Origin of the sequence: Candidatus Poriferisodalis sp. (genome assembly GCF_965237655.1) — a bacterium.
GTDB lineage: Bacteria > Actinomycetota > Acidimicrobiia > Acidimicrobiales > Poriferisodalaceae > Poriferisodalis.
The window spans coordinates 45,228-65,982 of the sequence record NZ_CBDEGB010000002.1 but is presented as its reverse complement, the minus strand read 5'-3'; the positions used below and the strand labels follow the sequence as shown (position 1 = coordinate 65,982).

Here is a 20,755-nt window from a genome sequence, read left to right as displayed (position 1 = left end):
GCTGGCGGGGCCGACGTCGTTTCGGTCGGCGACGGAGCGAGGGTTGTGGCGTCAGGTCAGCGGGGCGTCTGGGGTCGGTGGATCGCCGGGTCGTAGAGAGTGCGGTCTTGCCAGCAGCGCCACAGGACGCGCATCCAGCTCGAGGCGACGGCACGCAGGGCAGTGTGCTTGGTGGCGCCGCGTTGGCAGGCCCGGGCGTAGCGATCTGCTGAGATGGGGTCGATTCGCTTGAGCACGTAGGCCCAGCTCGTGGTGGTTGCTCGCAGTCGGCGGTTGCAGGCTCGCCGGATCCGGACCCGTTCGATCTTGCCCGACGACAGCGTCACCGGTGCTGCGCCGGCTTCGGCGAGCAGCGCCTGGGCTGTGGGGTAGCGGCCGCGGTCCTCGCCGATCTCTGAGATCAGCTCGGCCGCGGTGACACGGCCAACGGCGGGGAAGCTGTCGACGATCTGATGGTCGGGATGGTCGGCGAGGAGTTCATCGAGGCGCCGGTTGTAGGACCGGAGCTGGTTGTTCAGCAGCTCGAGCTGGTCAGCCAACGCCAGAGCCGCGTAGCTGTGTCCGGCGACGCTGCCCTCTGCTGCGGTGAGCAGGTTGGTGCGGAGCCGCTCGGCGAGCACAGCAGGCGGGACCCGGCCCGAGTAGCCCGTACGGCGACAGAAGCCGGCCATGCGCGCTTCGCCGACCCGGCCAGCAGCCGCCGGGGTCGGGTAGTCACGCAGAAAGGCAAGCGTGACGTCGCGGTCAACGCTGGAGAACAAGCCGGTCACAGAGGGGTGATACGCGATCAGGGTCTCGCGTAGCTGCGCCTCCACGGTGATCTGGTTCTCGACACACTGGCGTCGATGCCGGGTCACGGCCCGCAGCTCGGCCCCCAGCGCCGACGCGGGCGAGAGCGGCCGCCATCTCCAGCTGTCGGTTCGCATCAGGTCGGCCAACACGAATGCGTCGAAGCGGTCGTTCTTGCGAACGGCGGCCTGGTGCCGTTCGCGGGCAGCTGCTGAAACCCGCGGGCTCACCGGGAACACTGCGAAGCCCTCGCTGTGGAGCCGCTCGACGAGCAGCCCCTCGCTTCGCTCGATCGTGACTCCAACGAGTTCGTCGTGACCGCGCAGCACAACGACGAGCTCGTCGATGCCCGCTCGGTCGTGGGCGAAGCGCTGGTTGGTCAGCTCTCGCCCGATGTCATCGACGACTGCGGCTTGGTGATGAGCCCCGCCCCAGTCGATGCCGGCAAAGGTTGCCATGTGTTGTCCTCCGTCGAGGTCGGCTCATCCGCCTCGACAGGCCACCACCGTCACTCGTTTCGGCGCTCGCAGCGCAACTCCTGATTGCAGTTCGAAGCCCGCCATCGACGGAAGGAACAGGTCTGCGTCTGGACCTCCCGGGTCGGTCTGCACTGGTTCTCTTCCGCCGATGCGGATGACACCCGGAACCTTTCCGGGCCCGCCCATGATGAACCAACGAGGTCTGCACCGTGGCCGCGGGCCAGGTCGCCCGGATCGACTCGGGCAGACCCCGCAGACCGTCGCAGCACACGATCAGCACGTCTTCGACGCCTCGGTTGCGCAGCTCGGTGAGCACCCCCAGCCAGTACTTGGCGCCCTCGCCGTCGCTGTCGCCGATCCAGATGCCCAGCACATGCTTGCGGCCGTCGAGATCGACGCCCACGGCGAGATAGGCGGGCCGGTTGGCGACGTGGCCGTCGCGGATCTTGACGTTCAGCGCGTCGATGAAGACGATCGGACAGACAGCGTCGAGGGGCCGGCTGCGCCACGCCTCGAGCTCGTCGAGCACCCCGTCGGTGACACGGCTGATCAGGTCACCGGACACCTCCACGCCGTAGATCTCCCCAAGATGGGCCGCCACGTCGCGCACGGTCATGCCCCTGGCGTACAAGGCGATGATCTTGTCGTCGAACCCTTCCAGGCGCGTCGCGCCCTTGGGCACGATCCGAGGCTCAAAGGAGCCGTCGCGGTCCCGGGGAGCGTCCACGTCCACGGTGCCGACGTCGGTGTGCACACGCTTGGGCGCGGCGCCGTCGCGCGAGTCCCCCCAGGGTCGCCCTTCTCATAGCCCAGATGACCGGTCAACTCCTGCGCCAGCGCCCGCTCGAGCACCGCCTTGGAGAGCTGGGTCAAAAGCCCGTCCGCGCCGAGCAGCTCGGCGCCCTCGGCGCGGACGCGTTCCATCACCGCGTCCAGCGCCCCGTCACACACCAACGGCGTCGTGTCCGCCGCCGACCTCGCCGGCAGCCTCTCTCGATCAATCTCAATCATTGCGGTCCTTCCTGTCGCCCCGGCATCCAACACCGACACGACACTCTCAGACCAACCCCCTTACACAGAGGATCTGACACTCTCAACAAGGTCTCTGGTGTGACGAGCCAGCCAGCTCGCCGCCGTCGGGGCAGGGCCGCCGCGATCGCACCCAGCAGCGCCCAGTCCTCATCGGCGAGGGCTGGTCGGTTGTTCTGCCGGTGCAGGACTGCGAGCTGATGGCGCAACACGATGATCTCAAGGTCCCTCGAGCGTCCCGAGCGCACCGCCAAGCGCGCCAACGACACCAGCAACAGGTACAGAATGCGACACATAGAACCTCAGGATGCAAGCGCATCATGCCTGGTCAGCGCACACGACCATATTTTGGGCACCCACACGCACGCGGCCCGGTTAGTCACCTCACACGCCATGAACGAGGCAGACCGCCGCTGAGCCGTCTGCTTCTTCGCGTCCCCACACCGACAGCGCAAGACACGCGTCACGCGAGTTGCCCCACTCGGCGCGGTTGAGCGGTTCAACACCCGCCAGAACGCGCAAAAACGGGCCGAAACGGCCCGATTTCATGGATACTGGCCAACAAAAATACAAATATTGGCCAACGTCCCTTGGTGGGATGTTGGCCAGTCGCGTTGGCCCAGGTCAGAGGTGGCAAATCCTAGCCGACCCGTGAATCTCCACACGAAATTCGGCGAATCTCCACATTGGTCGCGAAGGGGCAAAACGCCTGGTCAGAGGGTCGCGCGCTGCTCCTGTGTCGACCAAAGTCAGCGCTAATGGGCTTTCAGAAGACCAATTTCGGGGCGAAATTGCCGTTTTCGGCGGTTCTGAGCGCTCCAGCGGCGATCAGGGTTATGAGTACACGGCGCGCTGCGGTTCCGGCCTTACGACCCATCCGCATCACGCGCACACAACCTCACGCGAAGCGACAACTAGAGAACCTCCCTGCTTGGACGTCCTTGTCGGTGCATGAATCGCTCGAACGAGGCAGGATGCATCGGGGCAGCAGGTGTGACAGTCATCTTCCATACGAACGTCGAGATGCCGGTGCTTGCTGGCGACATGCTGGTGTCGACGCTCGGGCCGCAGCGGCACTCGCAATTGAGGCTCCCGTCCCAACCGAACGGGATCGTGACCCCCGATGGCTTCGTGCCGAGTCAGTATCCGTACTCGTTGCGACGAAAGACATTCGTCATTGGTGACCGTCTGGCTGTGGGTGCGGCTGGCGCCGTAGAGCACATCAGATTGTTCTTGCATGCTCTGACGAGTCGATTTCGCGACCTGACCGGATTCATGCGGGGTGAGATCACACAGTTCTTGCGAGACTACGCCGGGGAGCCTGCGGGTAGAGCGGTCATGCGGGAGATCGGTGTGATTCTTCTCGTCGAGGCTGACGACTGGCGAGGATCGCTCACAGGAGGAGCTGTCGCGCGGCGCGAAGCCATGAGTGAACGATTCGGCAAGGTCATCTCCATCGGCTCGGGCGCCGAGCGCATTCTCGAAGAGATCGGGCAGCTCGACGCCTACCGCGTGGGCGCGACGCAGACTCCCGAAGGCCGAGCGGACTATCCGGAGTTCCACACTCTGATGGCCAATCTGATGCTGTTGGCGAATGTCTACTGGCAGGAGTTCGCGGCGCCCCAAAGAGTCTTCGACGCATGGGGAGGCGCATACGACCTGATCTACCGGGACTCTGCCGGAGCGTTCCGACACCTGGACGACTACACGATGGTGCTGCGTATGTGGGACGCGGAGCACCCCGATCAGGGGATGCAACTGGCGAACCTCTTCAAGTACGAGCGACGAAAGGACTTCTCTTACGTCGTTATGCCGACCAGAGACAGGCTTGAGTTCTTCGGCGCTAGGGACATCACCGCGGACGACAGACCCTGGCGCACCGAGATACACGCCGAAGACCTGTCCATGAACTCGCAGATCCACGTCTCGATCATCGCGGTCCACAAGGGCAACATGTTCATGCGCCCGCTGATTCAGATCGACGGGCTGGACCCGAGCGGCTCGGGACGACAAACGGTCTTCACGGACTTCGATGACGAGGGACACTTGCGCATCCTGTTCCACGCCGAGCACGACAAGTGGCTCGAAGAGCAGGTGAAGGAGTACTACGGCCAGAACGCCCACAGAATTCCCTAAGTGGTCAGCACGTGGCGCTGTGCACGTTGTCGGCGCTGCTGAACGCTCGCGGGCATCACCGGGCGAAATGACCGCTCAGGATCTGTGTCAGATATGCAGTCGCTTCCGTCGGCACGGCGTGAAGGCCGCACGAAACTGAAGAACCTCAACCTGCCTCGGGACTTGCCACACTGGAACTCCGACATGGCAGCTTCAGTCGATGATCCCAACCTTCCGATCTGCGCTCGTGATCAGTGTGGGCGGCACGTCATGGACGGCATCGTGCCCCCCCAAGCCGGCCACAAAGTGGGGCGACATCCGATACTGCAAACAGCACACCTGCACCAAACCGACATGCATCGCAGAACGAGTCATCGGCAACGTCTGCTGGGAGCACGCCAGCCAGAAGCAGCGGGAACGGTTCATCAGCGGTCAACTTCGATCGAGCGCCGTTGACCGGCGCGGCGACGGTCCCATCTGACATCGCGGCGACTCAACAGAGAGCAAGCCCTAAGCCGCCTGACCCCGCCGGCGAGCTTGCAGTTGCGAGCGAGAAGCGGCGTGCTGTCCCTGTCGCAACGAGACTGCGACGCCGAGCGGGTCAAGGTCCTTGCTCCACCATCGGCGGCCCACCCGCATCACGCGCACACAACCTCACGCGAACAGACACCGTGCTGCCGGTCGTCACTGGCCTCATCGCCGATGGCTCATGGAGAGCACAAGCAGCACGGCCACGGGCATTACCGGTCGACAACGGACAGATCAGCACTACGTACGCGCGACCACAATGACCTGCTCAACGCCTCGGCTTTGAAGCGCACGGCAGCCAGAAGTCGCAGACCCTACAAGGCTCCTGAAGCATCGTTCGCGTACCACCACAGTCAAGTCGGCATCCCGCTCAATCGTTTTCCAATTTTGGCAAGATCGCCTATCAACCGGGGCTTTCGCGAATCTCTGACCAGCGATTAAGGAACTTCACACCAACGCTCTCCCGAAGGAACCTCGCAATTCCAATTCCCCACCGCCAATACTCCAAGACTGGCGTCATACTAGGATAAAAATCCTTCGTGACTGAACTGTGGTTGACTACTCCCGCGCAGTAGATGCCCATGAAGGCCGCGGGCCCTGAAATTCAGAATCATGACTAATTCGATGCGCTTCAAGTTGCTGCACTGTAGATGCCGGCAGCAACCAACGTTGTCGCCAATATAGCGAACGACGTATAAAGCAGTTACGCGCGTCGTGAGTCAGAGCTGCTATTCTATTCTCAACCGTGACCTCGTGCTTAGGCAGTCGTACGACGTCAAGAAGATCCGCATACATTGGTTGCCCGAACTGTTCATGGTCAGCTACAGGTGCCATGTAATACGTGTGGGCCATTGCCACCAGATTTCGACCCTGTTCGTCCGTGCGCTCGCCCACAACTATCAGCTCTTGATACTTCCTACTTTGATCGGTCAGTAGGCGTACTCGACACACTTGTATATGGTCTACTTTGCCTGTAACGACATCGCAGCTCGGATGCACTACTATGCATCCGTGCCACTTGCGCCCTTTCGAATCTAGGCAGGTAGACCCGGAAATTAGGAGATCTCCCTGGCGAACCGGAATGTCACCGTTTGCTGCTGTATCATAGTAATCCTCCGATTCCGGATACCAGTACTCAGTCATTCAGCAGCTCGACGTCTCCATCGTCAAATGCTTCCATTGGCACAAGATCTGCAGTGAAGAAATGCAACGGCTCACCATCCTCGCCATGTGTAGCTCGAATCCCTTCAGCATATTGTCGCTGATTCAGAGATTCCCAATCTATCAACGCATGTCTACCACTGCTAGTGGCTGGGTGGGGCACGTAACGTTGCTCGATTTCTAGCGCAAGTCGCGATGCTAGGTTTGCCAGTATTCCGACCCGACCGTATTCGTCAACATCGGAGTGGATCGAAGAAACACTCCCACGGAGGAGACTATCGAGGACGCGACGGCACTCGGAAATTGCATCGTCTAAACGCAATCCGGACGGGTCCGACAATTCCGGCGTCGATGGCGCATGCTCAAGGACAGGTTCGTCGAGAGTCCAGTACAAGGCCCGAAGAGGTGAAGCATTCGAATCCATCCACTTGCTGCGATTGCAACGAGGAGCTACATAGTAGTCATCCTCAGGTAGAACAGAGTCGATTGAGCCGGGTAAGAGAGGTAGAAGTTCGTCCTCGTATGTGCCCCAGGAAAGCGTCATCAATGTGTCTCCTCATGTTCCACTATCATTAATTCAGCGGCGCGCGCGATTTGAGCAAGTGATTCGCTTTTTTGCAATGCTCGCTCAATAGCCTCCTTTAGTTCAGCTAGTGCCTTCCCACCAATAGAAATCTGAATCGACTCTATACGCCCATTTTCATGCACATTGAATCTCAATGTGTGACGGATCAGGGCGGCAATAGGTTCTGCATCCTTATCTTTCGAAAATAGCGGCCTCAGATCAGAGAGGATCCGTGACGTGCAGTACAGGCGGTCATCCTCGGCACGTAGTGAGGCTGCATGAGCGAGGAGTCGGAGAACGGGAGTCTCAAACAGATCGACGAGGCGTTCTGCAAGTATGTCTTGGCTACTGGATTGTATATCTAGAACATCTGATTGTGCAATATCAGATGCAACGCGCTCGCGGCTTTGTGTTGTTCGGCGGTCATATAGGCATGCGCCAAGTAGAGCGTCTAGCATTGCTTCACCATCGGTGAGTGATCCGTGCAGATCTTCCAGCCGAGCGATGATTGCTGATGTCACAAGCGTTTCGTCTAGATTGAGAAATTTCTCATATAGATCGTTGTATTCTTCGGAGTCCATTGACGCGAGGCGTATTAGTGGTTGTCTGTGAAGCAGAGGTATCCGAAGGTTGGTCATATTTGGTTGCGTTCTCGTTTCATGCGGCCATTTTAGCGAGGGTGACTCTTGATAGCGCCATAAGGTGCTGAGGACTTTACCCGGAACGTGTGTTCTGAGAAACTACATCTATGTGAGTTGGCACGGAGTCCAAGCTTGTCACTCTCCGATGGTTTTCGAGCTCTCCGAAACGGCGCTCGTTGAATCGCGGGTGTAGTGCCTGGGTGACCGGTTCTCATTGGTCCATCGCTCATCGTCCGGATTCCAGTGCCTCTTTCAGCTTGCTTCCAGCCAGCAGGATGAGCGCGCTCCTCGAGTCACTCGCGCAGCGCCGCCGTGCAGCACCGAATCCCTCAGGTGCCTCACCGTTGTGTCGACCGGTGCCACGAGCAGATCTCCGAAGAATCGTTGACCCCTGCTGATCACAGGTGAATTGTGCACGATGGAGCCGACGGATTGTGGTCATTTGTGGCGCGGCGGCATCTGGCCGTTGTGGGGCCATTTGCCTTGATGTCCCCGAGCGGAGAATCTACAAGCCCCTCGGCAAGGCAGCGCGGAGGACTGCAGAACGGGGCTGGTGCAATTTCGCGTAACCGCTGGTCACAGGGCCGTCAGTGGAAGGCTGTCAAGGGCCAGCGGGATCTGCCCAGTGGCGGACAGTAGGACTGCCCGTTCGTGGCCAACAGAACTGCCCGGTGGTGGCCAGGTGTTCTGCCCGTGGCTTAGTTGGTCAGTGGCGTCACCCCCTTGCCGGCGGTGGCTTGGGTGAGGCGGATGCTGTCGCCGGCGGTCATGACGACGTGGGCGTGGTGCATGAGCCGGTCGACGGTGGCGTTGGCGATGGTCTTGGGCATGAGTTCGTCGAACCCGGCGGGGTGCAGGTTGCTTGACAGGGCGATGGAGCGTTTCTCGTAGGCGGCGTCGACGACCCGGTAGAGCGCCTCGGCGGTCTCGGTGGCGACGGGGAGCAGGCCGATGTCGTCGATCACGATGACGTCGGCGCGCATGATCCGCCGGATGGCCTTGGCGGCGGTGTCGTCGGCGCTGTGGCGGCGCACGAGCGCGCCGAGGTGCTCGAGACTGAACCAGGAGACCTTGTGGCCGGCATCGACGGCGGCTTGGCCGAGCGCTTCAAGGAAGTGCGTCTTGCCTGTGCCTGATGGTCCGCACACGACGAGGTTCTCGTGGCGGTGGATCCATTCGAGGGTGCGCAGCGCCCGCTGGGTCGGGGCCGGGATCGATGACACTGCCGCGTCCCAGGCGTCGAAGGTCTTGCCGGTGGGGAACCCGGCCGCTTTGCGCCGGGCCCGGATTGAGGATGCTTGGCGACCGGCGAGCTCCTCGGCCAGCAGTGCGCGCATCGCTTCGGCCGGTTCCCAGCGTTGTGCCTTGGCGGTGGCCAACAACTCCGGTGCTGCGGCGCGCATGTGGGGCAGGCGCAGGGTGCGGAGCAGGTCGACGACCTCGTCGATCGGCGCTGGGTTCATCGGTCGTCTCCGAGGCGACCCCAGGCGGCGGTGCCGGGCTGCAGCGAGTGCACGTCATCGGCGCGTCGGCGTTGTCCGGGCGGGTCAGCGGCCAGGATCGAGGCCAGGTCGCCGTCTGCGAAGCGGCCGAAGGTCGCGGCGTGGCCGAGCGCCCAATCAACGCGGATCTGGCCGTGGAGGCGGGCAAGGGTGACTGCTTGGGCCATCTTGACCTTCACCCGGCTCGTGCCCGCGGCAGCTGCTTCAACGAGCCAGGTGCGGGCGCCGTCTCCGATGGCGAGGAACTCGGTCTCGGCCGCGCTCGTCGGCTTCGGACGCCGCGCGAGCGGCCCAGCCGGGCGCGGCGGGTAGTGGGCGTCGTCGATCATCGGATGCCCAGGCGTCGAACGCTGGTGGCGGGCAACCTCGATTGGGCCTGACGGTGCGCAGTGGGTGACGACGACCTGGTCACCGTCGACACGCACCCACACCGTCTCATCGGCCAACGTGTGCGGGACCGAGCAGGTCACCGCGCCGAAGCTGACCGTGGAGCTCCAAGAGACTTTCCGGGTCTCCCCGAGCGCCGCCGTGTATGGGCGTTCGGGCAGCGCATGCAGCCGATGCCGTTCCTCGGTGAGCATCTCGACCGGCGGCCGCCGGGTCACCCGATGGACCCGCTCGTTCACCTCAGCGGTGAACGCCTCACAGGCCTCGACCAGCTCGGCCCAGCCGGCGTAGTCGCCGCGCAGGTTCGCGTCGGTTGGCACCAAGTCGGCCTTGGCGACCCGCACCGTCGCCTCTGACCCGCCCTTGGACTCAGGGTCCGCCGGCACACACGTCGCCACCGTGATCCCGTAGTGGCCGCCGACCGCAACGATCTCCCGATGGCGCACAGCGATCCCAGCGACGTGATCGATCGTGACCGTGCGCTCGTTGTCGGTGAGCCAATACGTCGCAGCGCCGCCAAAGGCTCCCATCGCCCGATCCACACAGGCGATCACCGTGGGCAGGGTGCGGTCCCAGGTCGCGACCGGCACCCGGAACCTCGACCACGCCAGCCACGCGCAAAACAGATTCGTCCGCCGCCCGGCGATGACCGGGCCCGCGCCCCAGTCCCACTGCGCCCACATGCCCGGCTCGGGGATCCACGGCCGATACACCCGCCGCCGACCCGCCCCGAAGCTCTTCTTCGCCTCCGCCACCGCTCGGCGCACCGTCCGGTCCGAACCCTCGAACCCCAACGCCTTCAACTTGGCGTGGCAACAATCGGCGCGGATCCTGCCACAGGAGCGCTCCACCCACTCCTCAATCTTCGGCAGCCACGGATCGATGATCCGTTCCCGCCGCACCGGGCCCGCACCCCGCAGCCGACCCTCGTCGCGCTTGGCCACATACGCGGCGACGGTGTGATGCGAACAACCGGCCAACTCGCCGGCATCCCGGAACGACCCAGTCAGGTCGAACGCCTCCAACATGTTCATGATCTCCTCGCAAGACTTCACTCGGTCCCCCCTGCTCGACAGTCACCGTTGTGGTGACCGGCCATTCGAGCAGGAGGAGCACCCCGCCGCGGTGCACCCCGACGGGCGACGGACTTCAACGCGGGCAGTCCTGTTGGCTGCCGCCGGGCAGAACCGTCGGCCGCCAGCGGGCAACTACATGGCCGCCACCGGGCAGAATCTCATGGCCGCCGACAGTCGAACGACGATAGATGTTTGGACACCTGCTTCTCGCTCTCATTCCTTGAGCGGGGCCTAAGTGAGCAGACGAAATTCGTGGGCACCGGGGTTGCCCAGCCGTGACGCTGGCGGGTAGACGTACATCACATGGTCAAGATCGACATCATCGCCCTGAAGGACATCATCGAGCAGTTCGACTTTGTGGATGATCCTGATGCTGCGGAGCGAGCGAAGACGGACCCGGCATTGGCAGCGGCTCTGGATTGGATGCGTCCTCACAACTGGCACGGCAGCGGACTCACACCGGATCAGGTGCTGCCGATCGCCACCGAGGCCCAGGCACGCCGGCCCGTGCGATGAGAACGAGGCTGCGCGGCCCGGAGTCGCGCACATGCTCAGCTAGCCCCGCTGGAAAATTCCCGCTTCGTAGAGAACCTCGGGGTCGTAACCGCCCTTGCGCCAGTTGCGCCATGCCTCAGCATGACGCTGTGATTCCTCTCCGACAACCGGCGCGATCGGAAACCACTTCGAATCCTCAGACTCCGGCGGCTCGTCAGGAACTGTCACATCAAAAGACACTATCCGCACCCCCAGAATGCCGTTCCGTGCCGGTCGAGCGCTGGACAATGGTGCGAATCGCCCACCACCAGCGCCCACGGCACCAGTCGCTGTGCAGCGTCAGTAGATCAGCAGGCAATTTGTCTTGTTGACATCGGTGACAGCACTGCCAGTCGTCGCCGACTCGAAACGCCGCCCGCGGCAAGCGCCGGCAGATGGCTTCTTGGCCATGGTGACCTCCTGTGCACTTCAGCGGGCGCACGAACCGACAGCTCGGTGTCTCGCACCTGAGGGAATTCGAGTGCTGCGGGTTGTCCGGCGGCAGCCATGCGCAAATCCGGCGGGTTCATTGGGGGGTGAAGGCAATCGTCCATTTGGCGTTTCCACGCGGCAGCGCGCTGTTCGACCAGGCAGCGGACACATAGATTTCGAGGGGACTGGGGCACTGTGAACCTTCGAATTCGGCTAGCTGCCATGTGCCGGACGCGATCTTGGGCGGGCCGTCGCCGGGCCGTGTCTGTGGTGGCTGGTAGTAGCACTGACGCGGGTTGCGATCCGTTTCGGGGCATCCGTAGGGGTCACCGAATGCGCACACTCTGTCCGTCAGGCTCTTGACCTGCACGAAGAATCCCTCGGGTGCCCAGTATTGATAGGAGAGCTCGCACTGGGGCGGACTTGGGTGTGCAGGGGGTCTGGATGACATGCACTTCTCATTGCCGACGAGGGAGACATGCACGCTGTAGGTGGCGTCCTCGTCGGTGACGGCATCCCACTCGACGGTGTAGAGGCAATATCCCCATCCGTCGAGGATGAGCGTTGTCGGCGAATTGTCATCTGTGGACCACGCCCGGCAGCGGTTCTCGACATCCCACAGCTGCGGCGGAAACCGGATCGGCTCTTCCGATTCGGCTTGGGTTTGTCCGCAGCTGTAACCCACAGCGATGCGCCGAGCGCATGTCCCGACTGCGTTGGCGGTTTCCCAGCGGTCGGCACCGGCGAGGCGTGTCATCGCGTACCGGGAGATTTTTGTTTCGGGTACTGCTGCGACACCGCCGACTACGAAACCGCCCGTCGCAGCAGTTTCGAGGCGTGCGATCTGTTCAGCAGGCATGGGATCGTCGCGTGGTCCCGCCAAGACGATGCAGTCGGTCGCCACAACGCCCGCGAGCGTGATGGCGCTGTACAAGTCTGACTGCGCTGCCGTGTCGGAAGCAGACACGATTGGCACCGCATCAGTGCAGTCCGATGTCGTGTAGCTAACCGGCGGCAGCACGACCTCAGGTTCGCTAGCAGCAGCAGGACTGGGAAACCACAAAGCAGCAGCCGTCACGGCTGCTGCCCCCAGTGCGGCGAGCAGCTTGCGCTCAGAACCGAAAATGCCATCCATGAAGAACTCGTCTAGCACCTACGACGACCTGTCGTGGGGCGGCACACAGCACTCAGACGAGCCGAATCGCCGGCTATGAGACTCGTCGGGCCGATCAGCGGACGGGCGCCATCACAATTCTGCGCGATCTACGGGCTGATAGCTTGCGGCGTCACGCTCACGAGGAACAATCGTGATGGAAACCCCGGACAGCACCGAGATGAGCGCCCGCGGGCATAACGGCACCATGCTGTTCGATGGAGCCTTCGTGACGATCCAACGCAAGGGCTTCTTGGCGCGATCAACCGTAGGCAAGGGAAACAAGCGCATACCCGTCAGCTCGATCGCCGCGATTCAGGTCAAGCCGCCGGGAGCCATGGTCAACGGCTTCGTCCAGCTGACCGTCGCAGGCGGAAACGAACGGCGCAGCAAACTCGGACGGCAGACCATCGACGCGATGAGCGACGAGAACTCAATTGTCGTCACGAAGAAACAGTTCAAGAGCTTCGAGCCTCTCATCAACGCAATCGAGAGCGCCATCACCCAAAATCAACGCAGCTTCATCTCCAACGACGCTCCCAACGCAACGGCTTCAGCAGCCGATGAGATCAAGAAACTGGCAGAGCTGCGCGAATCCGGAGCCCTCAGCGAAACCGAGTTCGAGACACTCAAGGCGCGCCTGATCTGACACGACCCACAGGTCACAGCAGCGTCCGAAGCTCTGATTGGCGAATCTGGATGGATTGCCAGTTCTGTCGCGCGCTCAGGGCCTTTGAGTGCAGACCATTGATCTTGGCGCACATGTCATCGAGCGGGGCGTTCGGGTGGGGGCGCACTTCATCGATCAGGACAAGCGGGTTGATGTGAAACAGCCGAGGATGACCGTGGTTGTCCCGTGTCAAGTTTCTTGCTCAGATTTCGGGGGTCTTGGTTTGAGTGTCGGGGGTTTGCTGGTGTGCGTCGAGGGGGCGGGCCCAGTCGAGGCTCTCGTGGGGTCGGATGCGGTTGTATTCGTCGATGAAGTCGGTGATGTGGGTGGTGAGGTCGATGCCGGTGGCGATGTCGTGGCGGTAGAGCCGTTCGTATTTCAGCGCTTCGAACCAGCGCTCGATCACTCCGTTGGTGTGGGGCGACCGGTGCCGGGTCCGCACGTGCGCGATGTGAGGCCGGGCGGCGAACCAGCGGGCGACGGCTGCTGATTTGGTGGCCGGGCCGTTGTCGGTCACGATCACGATCGGGGTGATCTCGCCGGTGTCGCCGTCGGTGCAGTCCTCGACGAGCTGATGTCCCAGCAGCTCGCCGGCGCGGGCCTCGGCAGCGTCGAATGCGGCGCACAGGTCCCCAGCGGTCTGGGTCGCGGTCACCGGGCAGGCCAACACGAGCTTGGAGACGTAGTCGACCACGCCGCCGAGCTGGCGGGTGCCCTCGGTTCCGGTCTCGAACTCGGAGAAATCAGCCTGCCATACCCGGTTCGGTCTCGACGGGACGTCAGCGAAGACAGCTCTGCGGGCCTTGGCCAGCTGGCGACGCTCGGCCTGGCAGCGGACCGGCCCCAGCAGCCCCCGGCGGGCCATTGCCCGTCCGGCCGATGATTGGGACCCGAACTCCCAGCCGGCATGGCGGCCCATCGCCCATATCTTGCGATGCCCCCAAGCCGGCCACTCCGCGGCCAGCTTCGCGACCGCCGGCTCGATCCGGTCCACGACCGGCGCCGGCCACGGCCCCTTGGGCGGGTCACCGGCGCGATGCTTGGCCAACCGGTGCTGATAGGTCCGCCGGGGCACGCCGATGAGAGCCGCGAACCTCGTGATGGGCATGCCCGCGCCAGTGCGGATCATCTCGAGGTCCTCGACGGGGGGAGATACTCCGCCCCTTTCCTCCACACCCGCAACTCCACATGGGCTTCGCCCAAAGCGGCCTTGAGCTCCTCGTTGAATCACCCCGGGTTCAGTAGAGACTCGGGTTGTTGAGTCACGGCCGGGGTGGCTGTGACGGTTTGACGGTAGTAGGCGGTTTCGTGTTCGGCGGGGGTGGTGTAGCTGCCGCGGCCGGGCAGCAGGGCGCTGTGGCTGCGTCGGTGGTTGTACCAGTCGACGTATTCGAGGGTGGCGAACTCGACGTCGCGCAGTCCTTGCCACGGTCCCCGGGGGTAGACGAGCTCCCATTTGAACAGGCCGTTGAAGCTCTCGATCATGGCGTTGTCATAGGAATCGCCTCGGGTTCCGACCGAGGCGACGATGTCGTTGTCGTCGAGGCGCTGGCTGTAGCGAATGGAAAGATATTGACCGGATTCAATCGGTCGTCGCAACACTGGTTTGTTGGAGGGAGCGTAGGTGTTCGTTGAGGGTTTCGGCGGGTGTGCGCCAGCCGAGGTTCTTGCGTGGCCGGGAGTTGATGATCGCGGCTACTGCTTCGAGCTCTTCGCTGCTCCATCGGGAGAGGTCGGTGCCTTTGGGGAAGTACTGGCGCAGCAGTCCGTTGGTGTTCTCGTTGGTGCCGCGCTGCCAGGGGCTGTGGGGGTCGGCGAAGAACACGGCGAGGCCGGTGTCGATCGTGAGCTGGGCGTGCTGGGCGAGCTCTTTGCCGCGATCCCAGGTGAGCGACCGTCGCAGCTGATCGGGCATCGACGCGAAGCTCGTCGCTAGTGCCTCACGCATCGACTCGGCGCCGTAGCCGCCCAGAGCGGGCCCGTTCTTGACGGGTTCCTGGGTGCCCCAGCCCTCCTTGCGCGGCAGGTGCACGAGCACGGTGAATCTGGTCGTTCGCTCCACAACGGTGCCGATAGCGGACCTGCCGACGCCGATGATCAAGTCGCCTTCCCAATGCCCGGGCACGGCCCGATCGTCGGCTTCGGGCGGCCGCTCGCTGATCATGGCCTCATCGGTGACATGGCCGCTGGCGCGCTGTTGCGCGCGGGCACGAGGAACCCGCAGCGCACGCCCGGTGCGCAGGCAAGCCACCAGTTCGCGCTTGAGAGCGCCGCGGCTCTCGACATAGAGCGCCTGGTAGATCGCCTCGGGAGAGATCCTCATCGTCTCATCGGCGGGAAAGTCGACCCGCAGCCGGTTCGAGATCTGCTCTGGGCTCCACGCTGTAGCCCACACTCGGTCCTGCCGACGAGGCCGGTTGCGCCCCTTCCACGTCGCTGTCGGCGGACCGACCACCGCCCCATCGGCGCTGTGAACCACGCCAGCGAGCCGGTCCTGGACATAATCGCGGAGCCGTTCATCGGCGACCAGTTTCGCAGTCTTGGGACGCCGGGCGGCCAGCTCCGCTTTCCACTGAGCGACACCGGCCCGGTACTCGAGCTTGCCGCCGCGGGTGGCTGCGTTGCGGCGCAGCTCACGAGAGACCGTCGACGGCGACCGTCCGATCACGCGTGCGATCGACCGAACCCCGCGGCCTTGCGCGCGCAGCACAGCGATCTCCTCGCGTTCCTGAAACGACAGATACCGGCCCGACGACGGACCCAGATCGATGCTCGGCATGCCACCACGCTCGCGGAACCAGCGCGACCCCACAGGACCCGACACACCGCACGCGACCGCGGCATCCTCGCTCGTGAGCCCCTTGGCGATCTCACACCAGAACGCCCGCTCAACATCCCGACGGATCGGCGGCCGACCCGGCGACCTCATCGCCGGCCGCCCCCTCAGCGTCACCAACCACCCCGCCTGCCTGCTCACCGCTCACCTCCACATCAAGGTGTTGCGACGACCGATTGAATCCGCCTTGCGACCCGCGGTCGCTGTGATGAGTCACCTCCTCGATGCTGTGGCCGTCGCGGCGGCGCCCCGAGATGGCCATCTCCAAGGCATCGAGCGCCAGCTCGGTGCGCAGCGACCACGACGCCTGCCAGCCCAGGACCCGGCGCGAATAGGCGTCGATCATGAACGACACGTACACCCAGCCGCTGCGGGTGCGCACGTAGGTGAGATCGGCGAGCCACAGCCGGTTCGGGGCCGGCACTGTGAAATCCCGGTTCACCAGGTCCGCGGGCCGGCAGGCGTCGGGGTCGCTGGTGGTGGTGCGCACCGTGGCGCCTCGGCGGGTCCCTTCGAGGCTCAGCTGGCGCATCAGCCGCTCCACAGTGCAGCGAGCCACCGTGATGCCCTCGACGCGGTTGAGGTGATCCCACACCTTGGCCGCCCCGTACGCGTCGTAATTGTCCCGGTGCACACGAGCGATCTCTCCGCACAACCAGGCGTCGCGCTGCGCCCGCGCCGACGGCGGCCGGCACCTGGCTGCGTAATAGGTGGACGGGGCGATCCCGACGCCGTGCTCGGCGAGCACAGCGCAGATCGGCTCGACCCCGAACCGGTCGCGATGGGCGTCGATGAACGCCACTATCGCTTCGACTGGCGGTCGAGCTCCGCCCCGAAGAAAGCCGACGCCGCCTTCAATATCTCGTTCGCTCGGCGCAGCTCACGGTTCTCGCCTTCGAGCTCTTTGATCCGAGCCCGCTCCGCTGAGGTCACCCCGGCCCGGGTCCCGCCGTCGATCTCAGCGCGGCGCACCCACAGCCGCACCGTCTCCGGGGTCGGGCCCAGCTTGTCGGCGACCGAGCAGATCGCCTCCCACTGCGACCCATAGCAGCGCTCGTTGTCGAGCACCATTCTCACCGCACGCTCACGCAGCTCGGCTGGATATCTCCCATTTCCTGGCATCGCTCCATCCTCTCAAGGAACAGAGCCTCCACCAAACCCGGTGTGATTCACCGAGCGATCTCAGTCCTCGCTCGGATCGTCCACCGCAACCTCGACATCACCCGCAAGCGAGAGCAAGCCGTCAAGGAAGCCAAGAGAGCCAGACGCGCTGGCAACCGAGAACGCCCCAAGACGCACGCGTCCACAGATTCCTGCACGCCCGAACCATCGACCCCGCCCGAGAACGACACCGACGATCCCAGCGCTGCCGAACCTCGCACAAGGCCCGGTTAAGTCACCTCACACGCCATGAACGAGGCAGACGGCCGCTGAGCCGTCTGCCTCTTCGCGTCCCCACACCGACAACGCAAGTCACGCGTCACGCGAACTGACCCACTCGGCGCGCACGAACGGCTCAACACCCGCCCCAACGCACAAAATCGGGCCCGACAGGCCCGACTTCATCGATACTGGCCAACGTCCATATCGGGTACTGGCCAACATCCCTTAGTGGGATGTTGGCCAGTCGCGTTGGCCCAGGTCAGAGGTGGTAAATCCTAGCCGACCCGTGAATCTCCACACGAAATCGAGCGAATCTCCACATTGGTCGCGAAGGGGCAAAACCCCTGGTCAGACCGTCGCGAGGCGCTCCGACGCGGAGCAGGAAGTGCACAATTGCGCGTTTCGGAGGCCGTCTTGGGGTCGAAATGGCCGTTTTCGGGGGTTCTGAGCGCTTCCGCGGCGGCCAGGGTTATGAGTTCTTTGGCTGGGCTGCTGTCTCCGAGTCGTGACGTTGGAGTTCGGCTGGGTTGCGAGTCGTCTCAATGGCGGCTGTGCGGCGTTCAGTGGCGCTCGGAAGGCCGTGTCCCGCCAAGGTCTGCTCGAAGTCGTCCAGAATGGGCCATCCTTCAATTTGTGTTGAGGCTGATTTCGTGTCGTTGTTTGGGGTTGTTTTCAGCCAGCATGGGAGGGTTCTCGATCGAGCCTTGAGGAGGCCCGTTGAGCTATCAGCCTGCCAAGAAGAGGAAGCGGTTTTTGGCGCCGCAGGAGAAGTACGAGATCTGGATGCAGCTCGTGCGCGGGGAGATCACGGTCGCGGAGGCGGCCGGGAGTGCCGGGGTGGATCGCTCGACGATCGCGAAGCTGCGCGAGGTCGCCCGGCAGGGCGCGCTCGATGCGTTGGCGGCGTCGCGTCCTGGGCGTCGGGACTCGGTGCGCGATGTGGAGCTGGAACAGGCTCGGGCCGAGGCGGAGCGTCTTCGTGCGGCGTTGGCGGAGATGGCGGTGCGGCTGACGCTGTTGGAGGGAAAAGGGCATTGGGGCTGAGCGGCCGGGTCCCTGCCAGGGTGGACGCGGCCGACAAGGCAGCACTGCTGGGCCTGGTCGGGCGCGCTGAGGCCGCGGGATGGAGCACCGGTGCTGCATGCGGGGGCTTGGAGCTGTCGGTGCGTCGGGTCCAGCGGTGGCGGCGCTGTGTCGCCGACGGCTCGGGCCTCGACGGCTCAGCGCCGGGCGGGAACCCGTCCCATGGGCTGACCCCGCACGAGGAAGACGAGATCGTGGCGGTGTTCGACGAATGGGCCGACATCGACCGGTCGCATCGCAAGCTCGCCCACCGCGGGTCGTGGCTGGGCCGCTTCTGGGCCGACCCGTCCACGGTGCGGCGTGTGCTGGAACGCCGTGACCTGCGCTTTCGCGGCCCCAAGCGCAGCCCGCGCGTTGCCCGGCGGCCGTGGCCGGCGTGGGCCGAGTCGGCCCCGAACCGGATCTGGACCTGCGACACGACCCACTGGCCGCGCGCCCAGGCAGCCACGACAGTGATCTGCGACGTGATCTCGCGCAAACCGATCGCCGACATCACCTCCCGGGACGAGACCAGCATCGAGGTCCAGGCCGTGTTCGGCCGGGCCCTGCGCTGGGAGGGCATCGAAGACGTCATCGACGAGCGCAACCCCGACGCACTGAGATGGGACCCCGACAGCGACGACATCCCGGTGCTGCTCGTGCTGTGCGACAACGGCCCCCAGACGGCCTCGGGATCGACACGGGAGTTCATGGCCCTGTGCTGGCTCGCCACCCACTACCGCCGGCCCGGCACACCCACCGACCAAGCCTGGACCCAGAGCCAGTTCGGGCACCTCAAAATCGAGCAGCCCCACCTGGAGCTGATCAGCGACATCGACGTGCTGCGCGCCGAGCTCGAACACCAGCGCAACCACTACAACACCGTCCGCCTTCACGCCGGCATCGGCTACCTCACCCCCGACCAGGAACACAACGGCCACGCCGACACGGTGCGCGCAGCCCGACGCCACGGCCTCGACCGCGCACGCGAACAACGCATCGCATACCATCACAACCGACAATCACAAGAACCCGACCATGCCGGCTAAACCCACCCAAAAAAGCGACATTAAGTCAGACACACGTCACCAAGACACGCGTCACGCGAGTTGCCCCACTCGGCGCGGTTGAGCGGTTCAACACCCGCCAGAACGCGCAAAAACGGGCCGAAACGGCCCGATTTCATGGATACTGGCCAACAAAAATACAAATATTGGCCAACAACTTCTTGGTGGCGGGGGCAGGATTTGAACCTGCGACCTTCGGGTTATGAGCCCGACGAGCTTCCAGACTGCTCCACCCCGCGGCGAGAGCAGCCACACTACCAGCGGCCTCCCGAAACCAGCAAGGCCATGAACTTCCTGCGCGCTTTGTCTATGGTGAATTAGCCATAAACTGAGCAGTTGCGAGGTGATGTCCGATGACACGCGCCTACGACGAAGTGGTCGCTGCGCGCCGAGAGCGCGTTGAGCCAGGCGCAGCAGCGCACAGCGAGGTGCTTGCGCAGGCGTACAACATCGCCATACAGGTCGTGGAACTGCGCGAGAAACATGGCCTGACCCAGGCCCAGTTGGCTGAGCGCTGCGGTGTGAACCAAGCTGACATCAGCCGGATCGAACGCGGTGCAACGAGCCCCACGGCACGAACCCTGCAGCGGATCGCTGACGCTCTCTACGCCGACGTTCGCATAGTGGCCCGACCGAGGTGAGATTGCGGTACAACAGGGTTCTGCCAGATCGCTCACCTTCACCTGCCTCCGCCAGACGGCGCGAGCGAGGCGGGAAGGTCGCGTCTGGCGTGAAGGACCCGCCACACGTCGACGAAAGATGGTCTGTCGACGTAGAACACGACATACGGGAAACGCTGGAGCGACCAACTCCGGAGTTCGGGAATCCCCAGCTCATGAGCCCACCGCGTTGAGCCGGACAGCGGATGGCTGCTGAGGTAGTCGAACGCTTGGTCGAGTTCCGAGATGAAGCGGTGAGCCACGCTCGCGCCAGCCTCGATTGCGTAGTAGTCAACAGCAAACCCAATATCCCGCGCTGCGGCAGCGTTGAGTTCGACCGCCTTTGCCATCGTCGGCGAGGTCTACACAGTGGCGTCGGCGACTGGTCCTGCGGCAGGCGGGTAGTTCGAGTTGGCGGCCTCACGAACTCGATCTCGCAGTGAGGCGAAGTATTCCTCGTCAGCCCGTCCCACGATTGGCCCTGCAGCACCATCAAGCAGCAACTCACGCAAGCGTGACCGATCCTGGTCGCGGCGGATCAGCTCGCGGACGTACTCGCTCGTCGAGCCATACCGGCCGCAGTTCACCTGGCCGTCGGCGAACGCCTTGAGTTCCACCGGAAGCGACACGTTCATCGTTGCCACACACGCATCATACCGCGGTGTTGGCAAACTCTGCCAAATGAGC

Annotated in this window: 20 protein-coding genes, 1 tRNA gene, 1 pseudogene and 1 other annotated feature; of the genes and pseudogenes, 7 read left to right on the top strand and 15 right to left on the bottom strand. The window is 63.8% G+C overall.

Annotated elements, in window-relative coordinates; genetic code table 11:
• Positions 1–56 precede the first annotated feature (56 nt).
• Both ACPXYO_RS08235 and ACPXYO_RS08230 read right to left on the bottom strand, forming a co-directional pair.
• Entirely contained in the window at positions 57–1,247 is a 1,191-nt protein-coding gene (locus ACPXYO_RS08235; RefSeq protein WP_423915653.1) for an IS110 family transposase, read from the bottom strand.
• A gap of 196 nt (positions 1,248–1,443) precedes the next feature.
• Positions 1,444–2,279: pseudogene (locus tag ACPXYO_RS08230) on the bottom strand (IS256 family transposase); the annotation flags it as partial.
• Positions 2,280–3,290: 1,011 nt separating this feature from the next.
• Here ACPXYO_RS08230 and ACPXYO_RS08225 point away from each other — a divergent pair.
• Both ACPXYO_RS08225 and ACPXYO_RS08220 read left to right on the top strand, forming a co-directional pair.
• Positions 3,291–4,433, top strand: a complete 1,143-nt coding sequence (locus tag ACPXYO_RS08225; RefSeq protein ID WP_423918879.1) for a hypothetical protein — start codon at positions 3,291–3,293, stop codon at positions 4,431–4,433.
• Positions 4,434–4,632: 199 nt separating this feature from the next.
• A complete protein-coding gene (locus ACPXYO_RS08220; protein ID WP_423918876.1) occupies positions 4,633–4,893 on the top strand; it encodes a hypothetical protein in 261 nt (86 codons plus the stop codon).
• Between the two features lie 1,751 nt (positions 4,894–6,644).
• Here the strand turns inward: ACPXYO_RS08220 and ACPXYO_RS08215 are convergent.
• From ACPXYO_RS08215 to ACPXYO_RS08205, 3 genes are all read right to left on the bottom strand, one after another.
• A complete protein-coding gene (locus ACPXYO_RS08215; RefSeq protein ID WP_423918873.1) occupies positions 6,645–7,247 on the bottom strand; it encodes a hypothetical protein in 603 nt (200 codons plus the stop codon).
• 758 nt (positions 7,248–8,005) lie between these two features.
• A complete protein-coding gene (gene istB, locus ACPXYO_RS08210) occupies positions 8,006–8,770 on the bottom strand; it encodes an IS21-like element helper ATPase IstB (RefSeq protein WP_423918870.1) in 765 nt (254 codons plus the stop codon).
• On the bottom strand, positions 8,767–10,251 hold the full coding sequence (locus ACPXYO_RS08205) for an IS21/IS408/IS1162 family transposase (protein WP_423918867.1): 1,485 nt from the start codon (positions 10,249–10,251) through the stop codon (positions 8,767–8,769). Before ACPXYO_RS08205 ends, istB begins: the two co-directional genes overlap by 4 nt.
• Positions 10,252–10,575: 324 nt before the next feature.
• On the opposite strand from ACPXYO_RS08205, the gene ACPXYO_RS08200 reads away from it, so the two are divergent.
• Complete coding sequence (locus ACPXYO_RS08200; RefSeq protein ID WP_423918865.1) at positions 10,576–10,788, top strand: hypothetical protein; 213 nt, start codon at positions 10,576–10,578, stop codon at positions 10,786–10,788.
• Positions 10,789–10,827: 39 nt separating this feature from the next.
• On the opposite strand, the gene ACPXYO_RS08195 is transcribed toward ACPXYO_RS08200, so the two are convergent.
• Positions 10,828–11,007, bottom strand: coding sequence for a hypothetical protein (locus tag ACPXYO_RS08195; RefSeq protein ID WP_423918862.1), 180 nt, complete (start codon positions 11,005–11,007; stop codon positions 10,828–10,830).
• A 325-nt stretch (positions 11,008–11,332) separates the two neighbouring features.
• The gene (locus ACPXYO_RS08190) at positions 11,333–12,373 is read right to left on the bottom strand and encodes a hypothetical protein (protein ID WP_423918860.1); all 1,041 of its coding nucleotides are present in this window, start codon (positions 12,371–12,373) and stop codon (positions 11,333–11,335) included.
• Positions 12,374–12,548: 175 nt separating this feature from the next.
• Here ACPXYO_RS08190 and ACPXYO_RS08185 point away from each other — a divergent pair, with 175 nt between their 5' ends.
• Complete coding sequence (locus tag ACPXYO_RS08185) at positions 12,549–13,040, top strand: DUF4429 domain-containing protein (RefSeq protein WP_423918857.1); 492 nt, start codon at positions 12,549–12,551, stop codon at positions 13,038–13,040.
• Positions 13,041–13,263: 223 nt separating this feature from the next.
• On the opposite strand, the gene ACPXYO_RS08180 is transcribed toward ACPXYO_RS08185, so the two are convergent.
• From ACPXYO_RS08180 to ACPXYO_RS08160, 5 genes are all read right to left on the bottom strand, one after another.
• The gene (locus ACPXYO_RS08180; RefSeq protein ID WP_423918855.1) at positions 13,264–14,190 is read right to left on the bottom strand and encodes a transposase; all 927 of its coding nucleotides are present in this window, start codon (positions 14,188–14,190) and stop codon (positions 13,264–13,266) included.
• 98 nt (positions 14,191–14,288) lie between these two features.
• Positions 14,289–14,660 carry an integrase core domain-containing protein gene (locus tag ACPXYO_RS08175; RefSeq protein ID WP_423918852.1) on the bottom strand — a complete coding sequence of 124 codons (372 nt, stop codon included), beginning with the start codon at positions 14,658–14,660 and terminating at the stop codon, positions 14,289–14,291.
• Positions 14,644–15,990 (bottom strand): IS30 family transposase, encoded by a 1,347-nt coding sequence (locus tag ACPXYO_RS08170; RefSeq protein ID WP_423918849.1) that lies wholly within the window; start codon positions 15,988–15,990, stop codon positions 14,644–14,646. Before ACPXYO_RS08170 ends, ACPXYO_RS08175 begins: the two co-directional genes overlap by 17 nt.
• Positions 15,950–16,699 carry an IS3 family transposase gene (locus ACPXYO_RS08165; protein WP_423918846.1) on the bottom strand — a complete coding sequence of 250 codons (750 nt, stop codon included), beginning with the start codon at positions 16,697–16,699 and terminating at the stop codon, positions 15,950–15,952. The genes ACPXYO_RS08170 and ACPXYO_RS08165 overlap by 41 nt, the downstream gene beginning before the upstream one ends.
• Positions 16,613–16,741 (bottom strand) — a sequence feature (AL1L pseudoknot). (Overlaps the previous gene by 87 nt.)
• Positions 16,699–17,019, bottom strand: a complete 321-nt coding sequence (locus ACPXYO_RS08160; protein WP_423918569.1) for a transposase — start codon at positions 17,017–17,019, stop codon at positions 16,699–16,701. (Overlaps the previous feature by 43 nt.) The genes ACPXYO_RS08165 and ACPXYO_RS08160 overlap by 1 nt, the downstream gene beginning before the upstream one ends.
• Before the next feature lie 978 nt (positions 17,020–17,997).
• Here ACPXYO_RS08160 and ACPXYO_RS08155 point away from each other — a divergent pair.
• Entirely contained in the window at positions 17,998–18,324 is a 327-nt protein-coding gene (locus ACPXYO_RS08155) for a hypothetical protein (protein WP_423918144.1), read from the top strand.
• 20 nt (positions 18,325–18,344) lie between these two features.
• Entirely contained in the window at positions 18,345–19,391 is a 1,047-nt protein-coding gene (locus tag ACPXYO_RS08150) for an integrase core domain-containing protein (RefSeq protein ID WP_423918844.1), read from the top strand.
• A 180-nt stretch (positions 19,392–19,571) separates the two neighbouring features.
• Here ACPXYO_RS08150 and ACPXYO_RS08145 read toward each other — a convergent pair.
• Positions 19,572–19,648, bottom strand: a tRNA-Met gene (locus ACPXYO_RS08145).
• 114 nt (positions 19,649–19,762) lie between these two features.
• Here ACPXYO_RS08145 and ACPXYO_RS08140 point away from each other — a divergent pair.
• Entirely contained in the window at positions 19,763–20,050 is a 288-nt protein-coding gene (locus ACPXYO_RS08140; RefSeq protein ID WP_423915757.1) for a helix-turn-helix domain-containing protein, read from the top strand.
• Positions 20,051–20,088: 38 nt separating this feature from the next.
• Here ACPXYO_RS08140 and ACPXYO_RS08135 read toward each other — a convergent pair whose 3' ends face one another.
• Both ACPXYO_RS08135 and ACPXYO_RS08130 read right to left on the bottom strand, forming a co-directional pair.
• Positions 20,089–20,418, bottom strand: coding sequence for a type II toxin-antitoxin system RelE/ParE family toxin (locus ACPXYO_RS08135; RefSeq protein ID WP_423918841.1), 330 nt, complete (start codon positions 20,416–20,418; stop codon positions 20,089–20,091).
• A gap of 12 nt (positions 20,419–20,430) precedes the next feature.
• Entirely contained in the window at positions 20,431–20,712 is a 282-nt protein-coding gene (locus ACPXYO_RS08130; protein WP_423918839.1) for a type II toxin-antitoxin system ParD family antitoxin, read from the bottom strand.
• Positions 20,713–20,755 lie beyond the last annotated feature (43 nt).

What these genes read in the sequence shown, in the direction of transcription:
- ACPXYO_RS08235 (WP_423915653.1), bottom strand. Translation starts at nt 1,247, where the DNA reads ATGGCAACCTTTGCCGGCATCGACTGGGGCGGGGCTCATCACCAAGCC.
- ACPXYO_RS08220 (WP_423918876.1), top strand. Translation starts at nt 4,633, where the DNA reads ATGATCCCAACCTTCCGATCTGCGCTCGTGATCAGTGTGGGCGGCACG.
- ACPXYO_RS08215 (WP_423918873.1), bottom strand. Translation starts at nt 7,247, where the DNA reads ATGGACTCCGAAGAATACAACGATCTATATGAGAAATTTCTCAATCTA.
- istB (WP_423918870.1), bottom strand. Translation starts at nt 8,770, where the DNA reads ATGAACCCAGCGCCGATCGACGAGGTCGTCGACCTGCTCCGCACCCTG.
- ACPXYO_RS08200 (WP_423918865.1), top strand. Translation starts at nt 10,576, where the DNA reads ATGGTCAAGATCGACATCATCGCCCTGAAGGACATCATCGAGCAGTTC.
- ACPXYO_RS08190 (WP_423918860.1), bottom strand. Translation starts at nt 12,373, where the DNA reads ATGGATGGCATTTTCGGTTCTGAGCGCAAGCTGCTCGCCGCACTGGGG.
- ACPXYO_RS08185 (WP_423918857.1), top strand. Translation starts at nt 12,549, where the DNA reads ATGGAAACCCCGGACAGCACCGAGATGAGCGCCCGCGGGCATAACGGC.
- ACPXYO_RS08180 (WP_423918855.1), bottom strand. Translation starts at nt 14,190, where the DNA reads ATGATCCGCACTGGCGCGGGCATGCCCATCACGAGGTTCGCGGCTCTC.
- ACPXYO_RS08170 (WP_423918849.1), bottom strand. Translation starts at nt 15,990, where the DNA reads ATGAGGTCGCCGGGTCGGCCGCCGATCCGTCGGGATGTTGAGCGGGCG.
- ACPXYO_RS08160 (WP_423918569.1), bottom strand. Translation starts at nt 17,019, where the DNA reads ATGCCAGGAAATGGGAGATATCCAGCCGAGCTGCGTGAGCGTGCGGTG.
- ACPXYO_RS08140 (WP_423915757.1), top strand. Translation starts at nt 19,763, where the DNA reads ATGACACGCGCCTACGACGAAGTGGTCGCTGCGCGCCGAGAGCGCGTT.
- ACPXYO_RS08135 (WP_423918841.1), bottom strand. Translation starts at nt 20,418, where the DNA reads ATGGCAAAGGCGGTCGAACTCAACGCTGCCGCAGCGCGGGATATTGGG.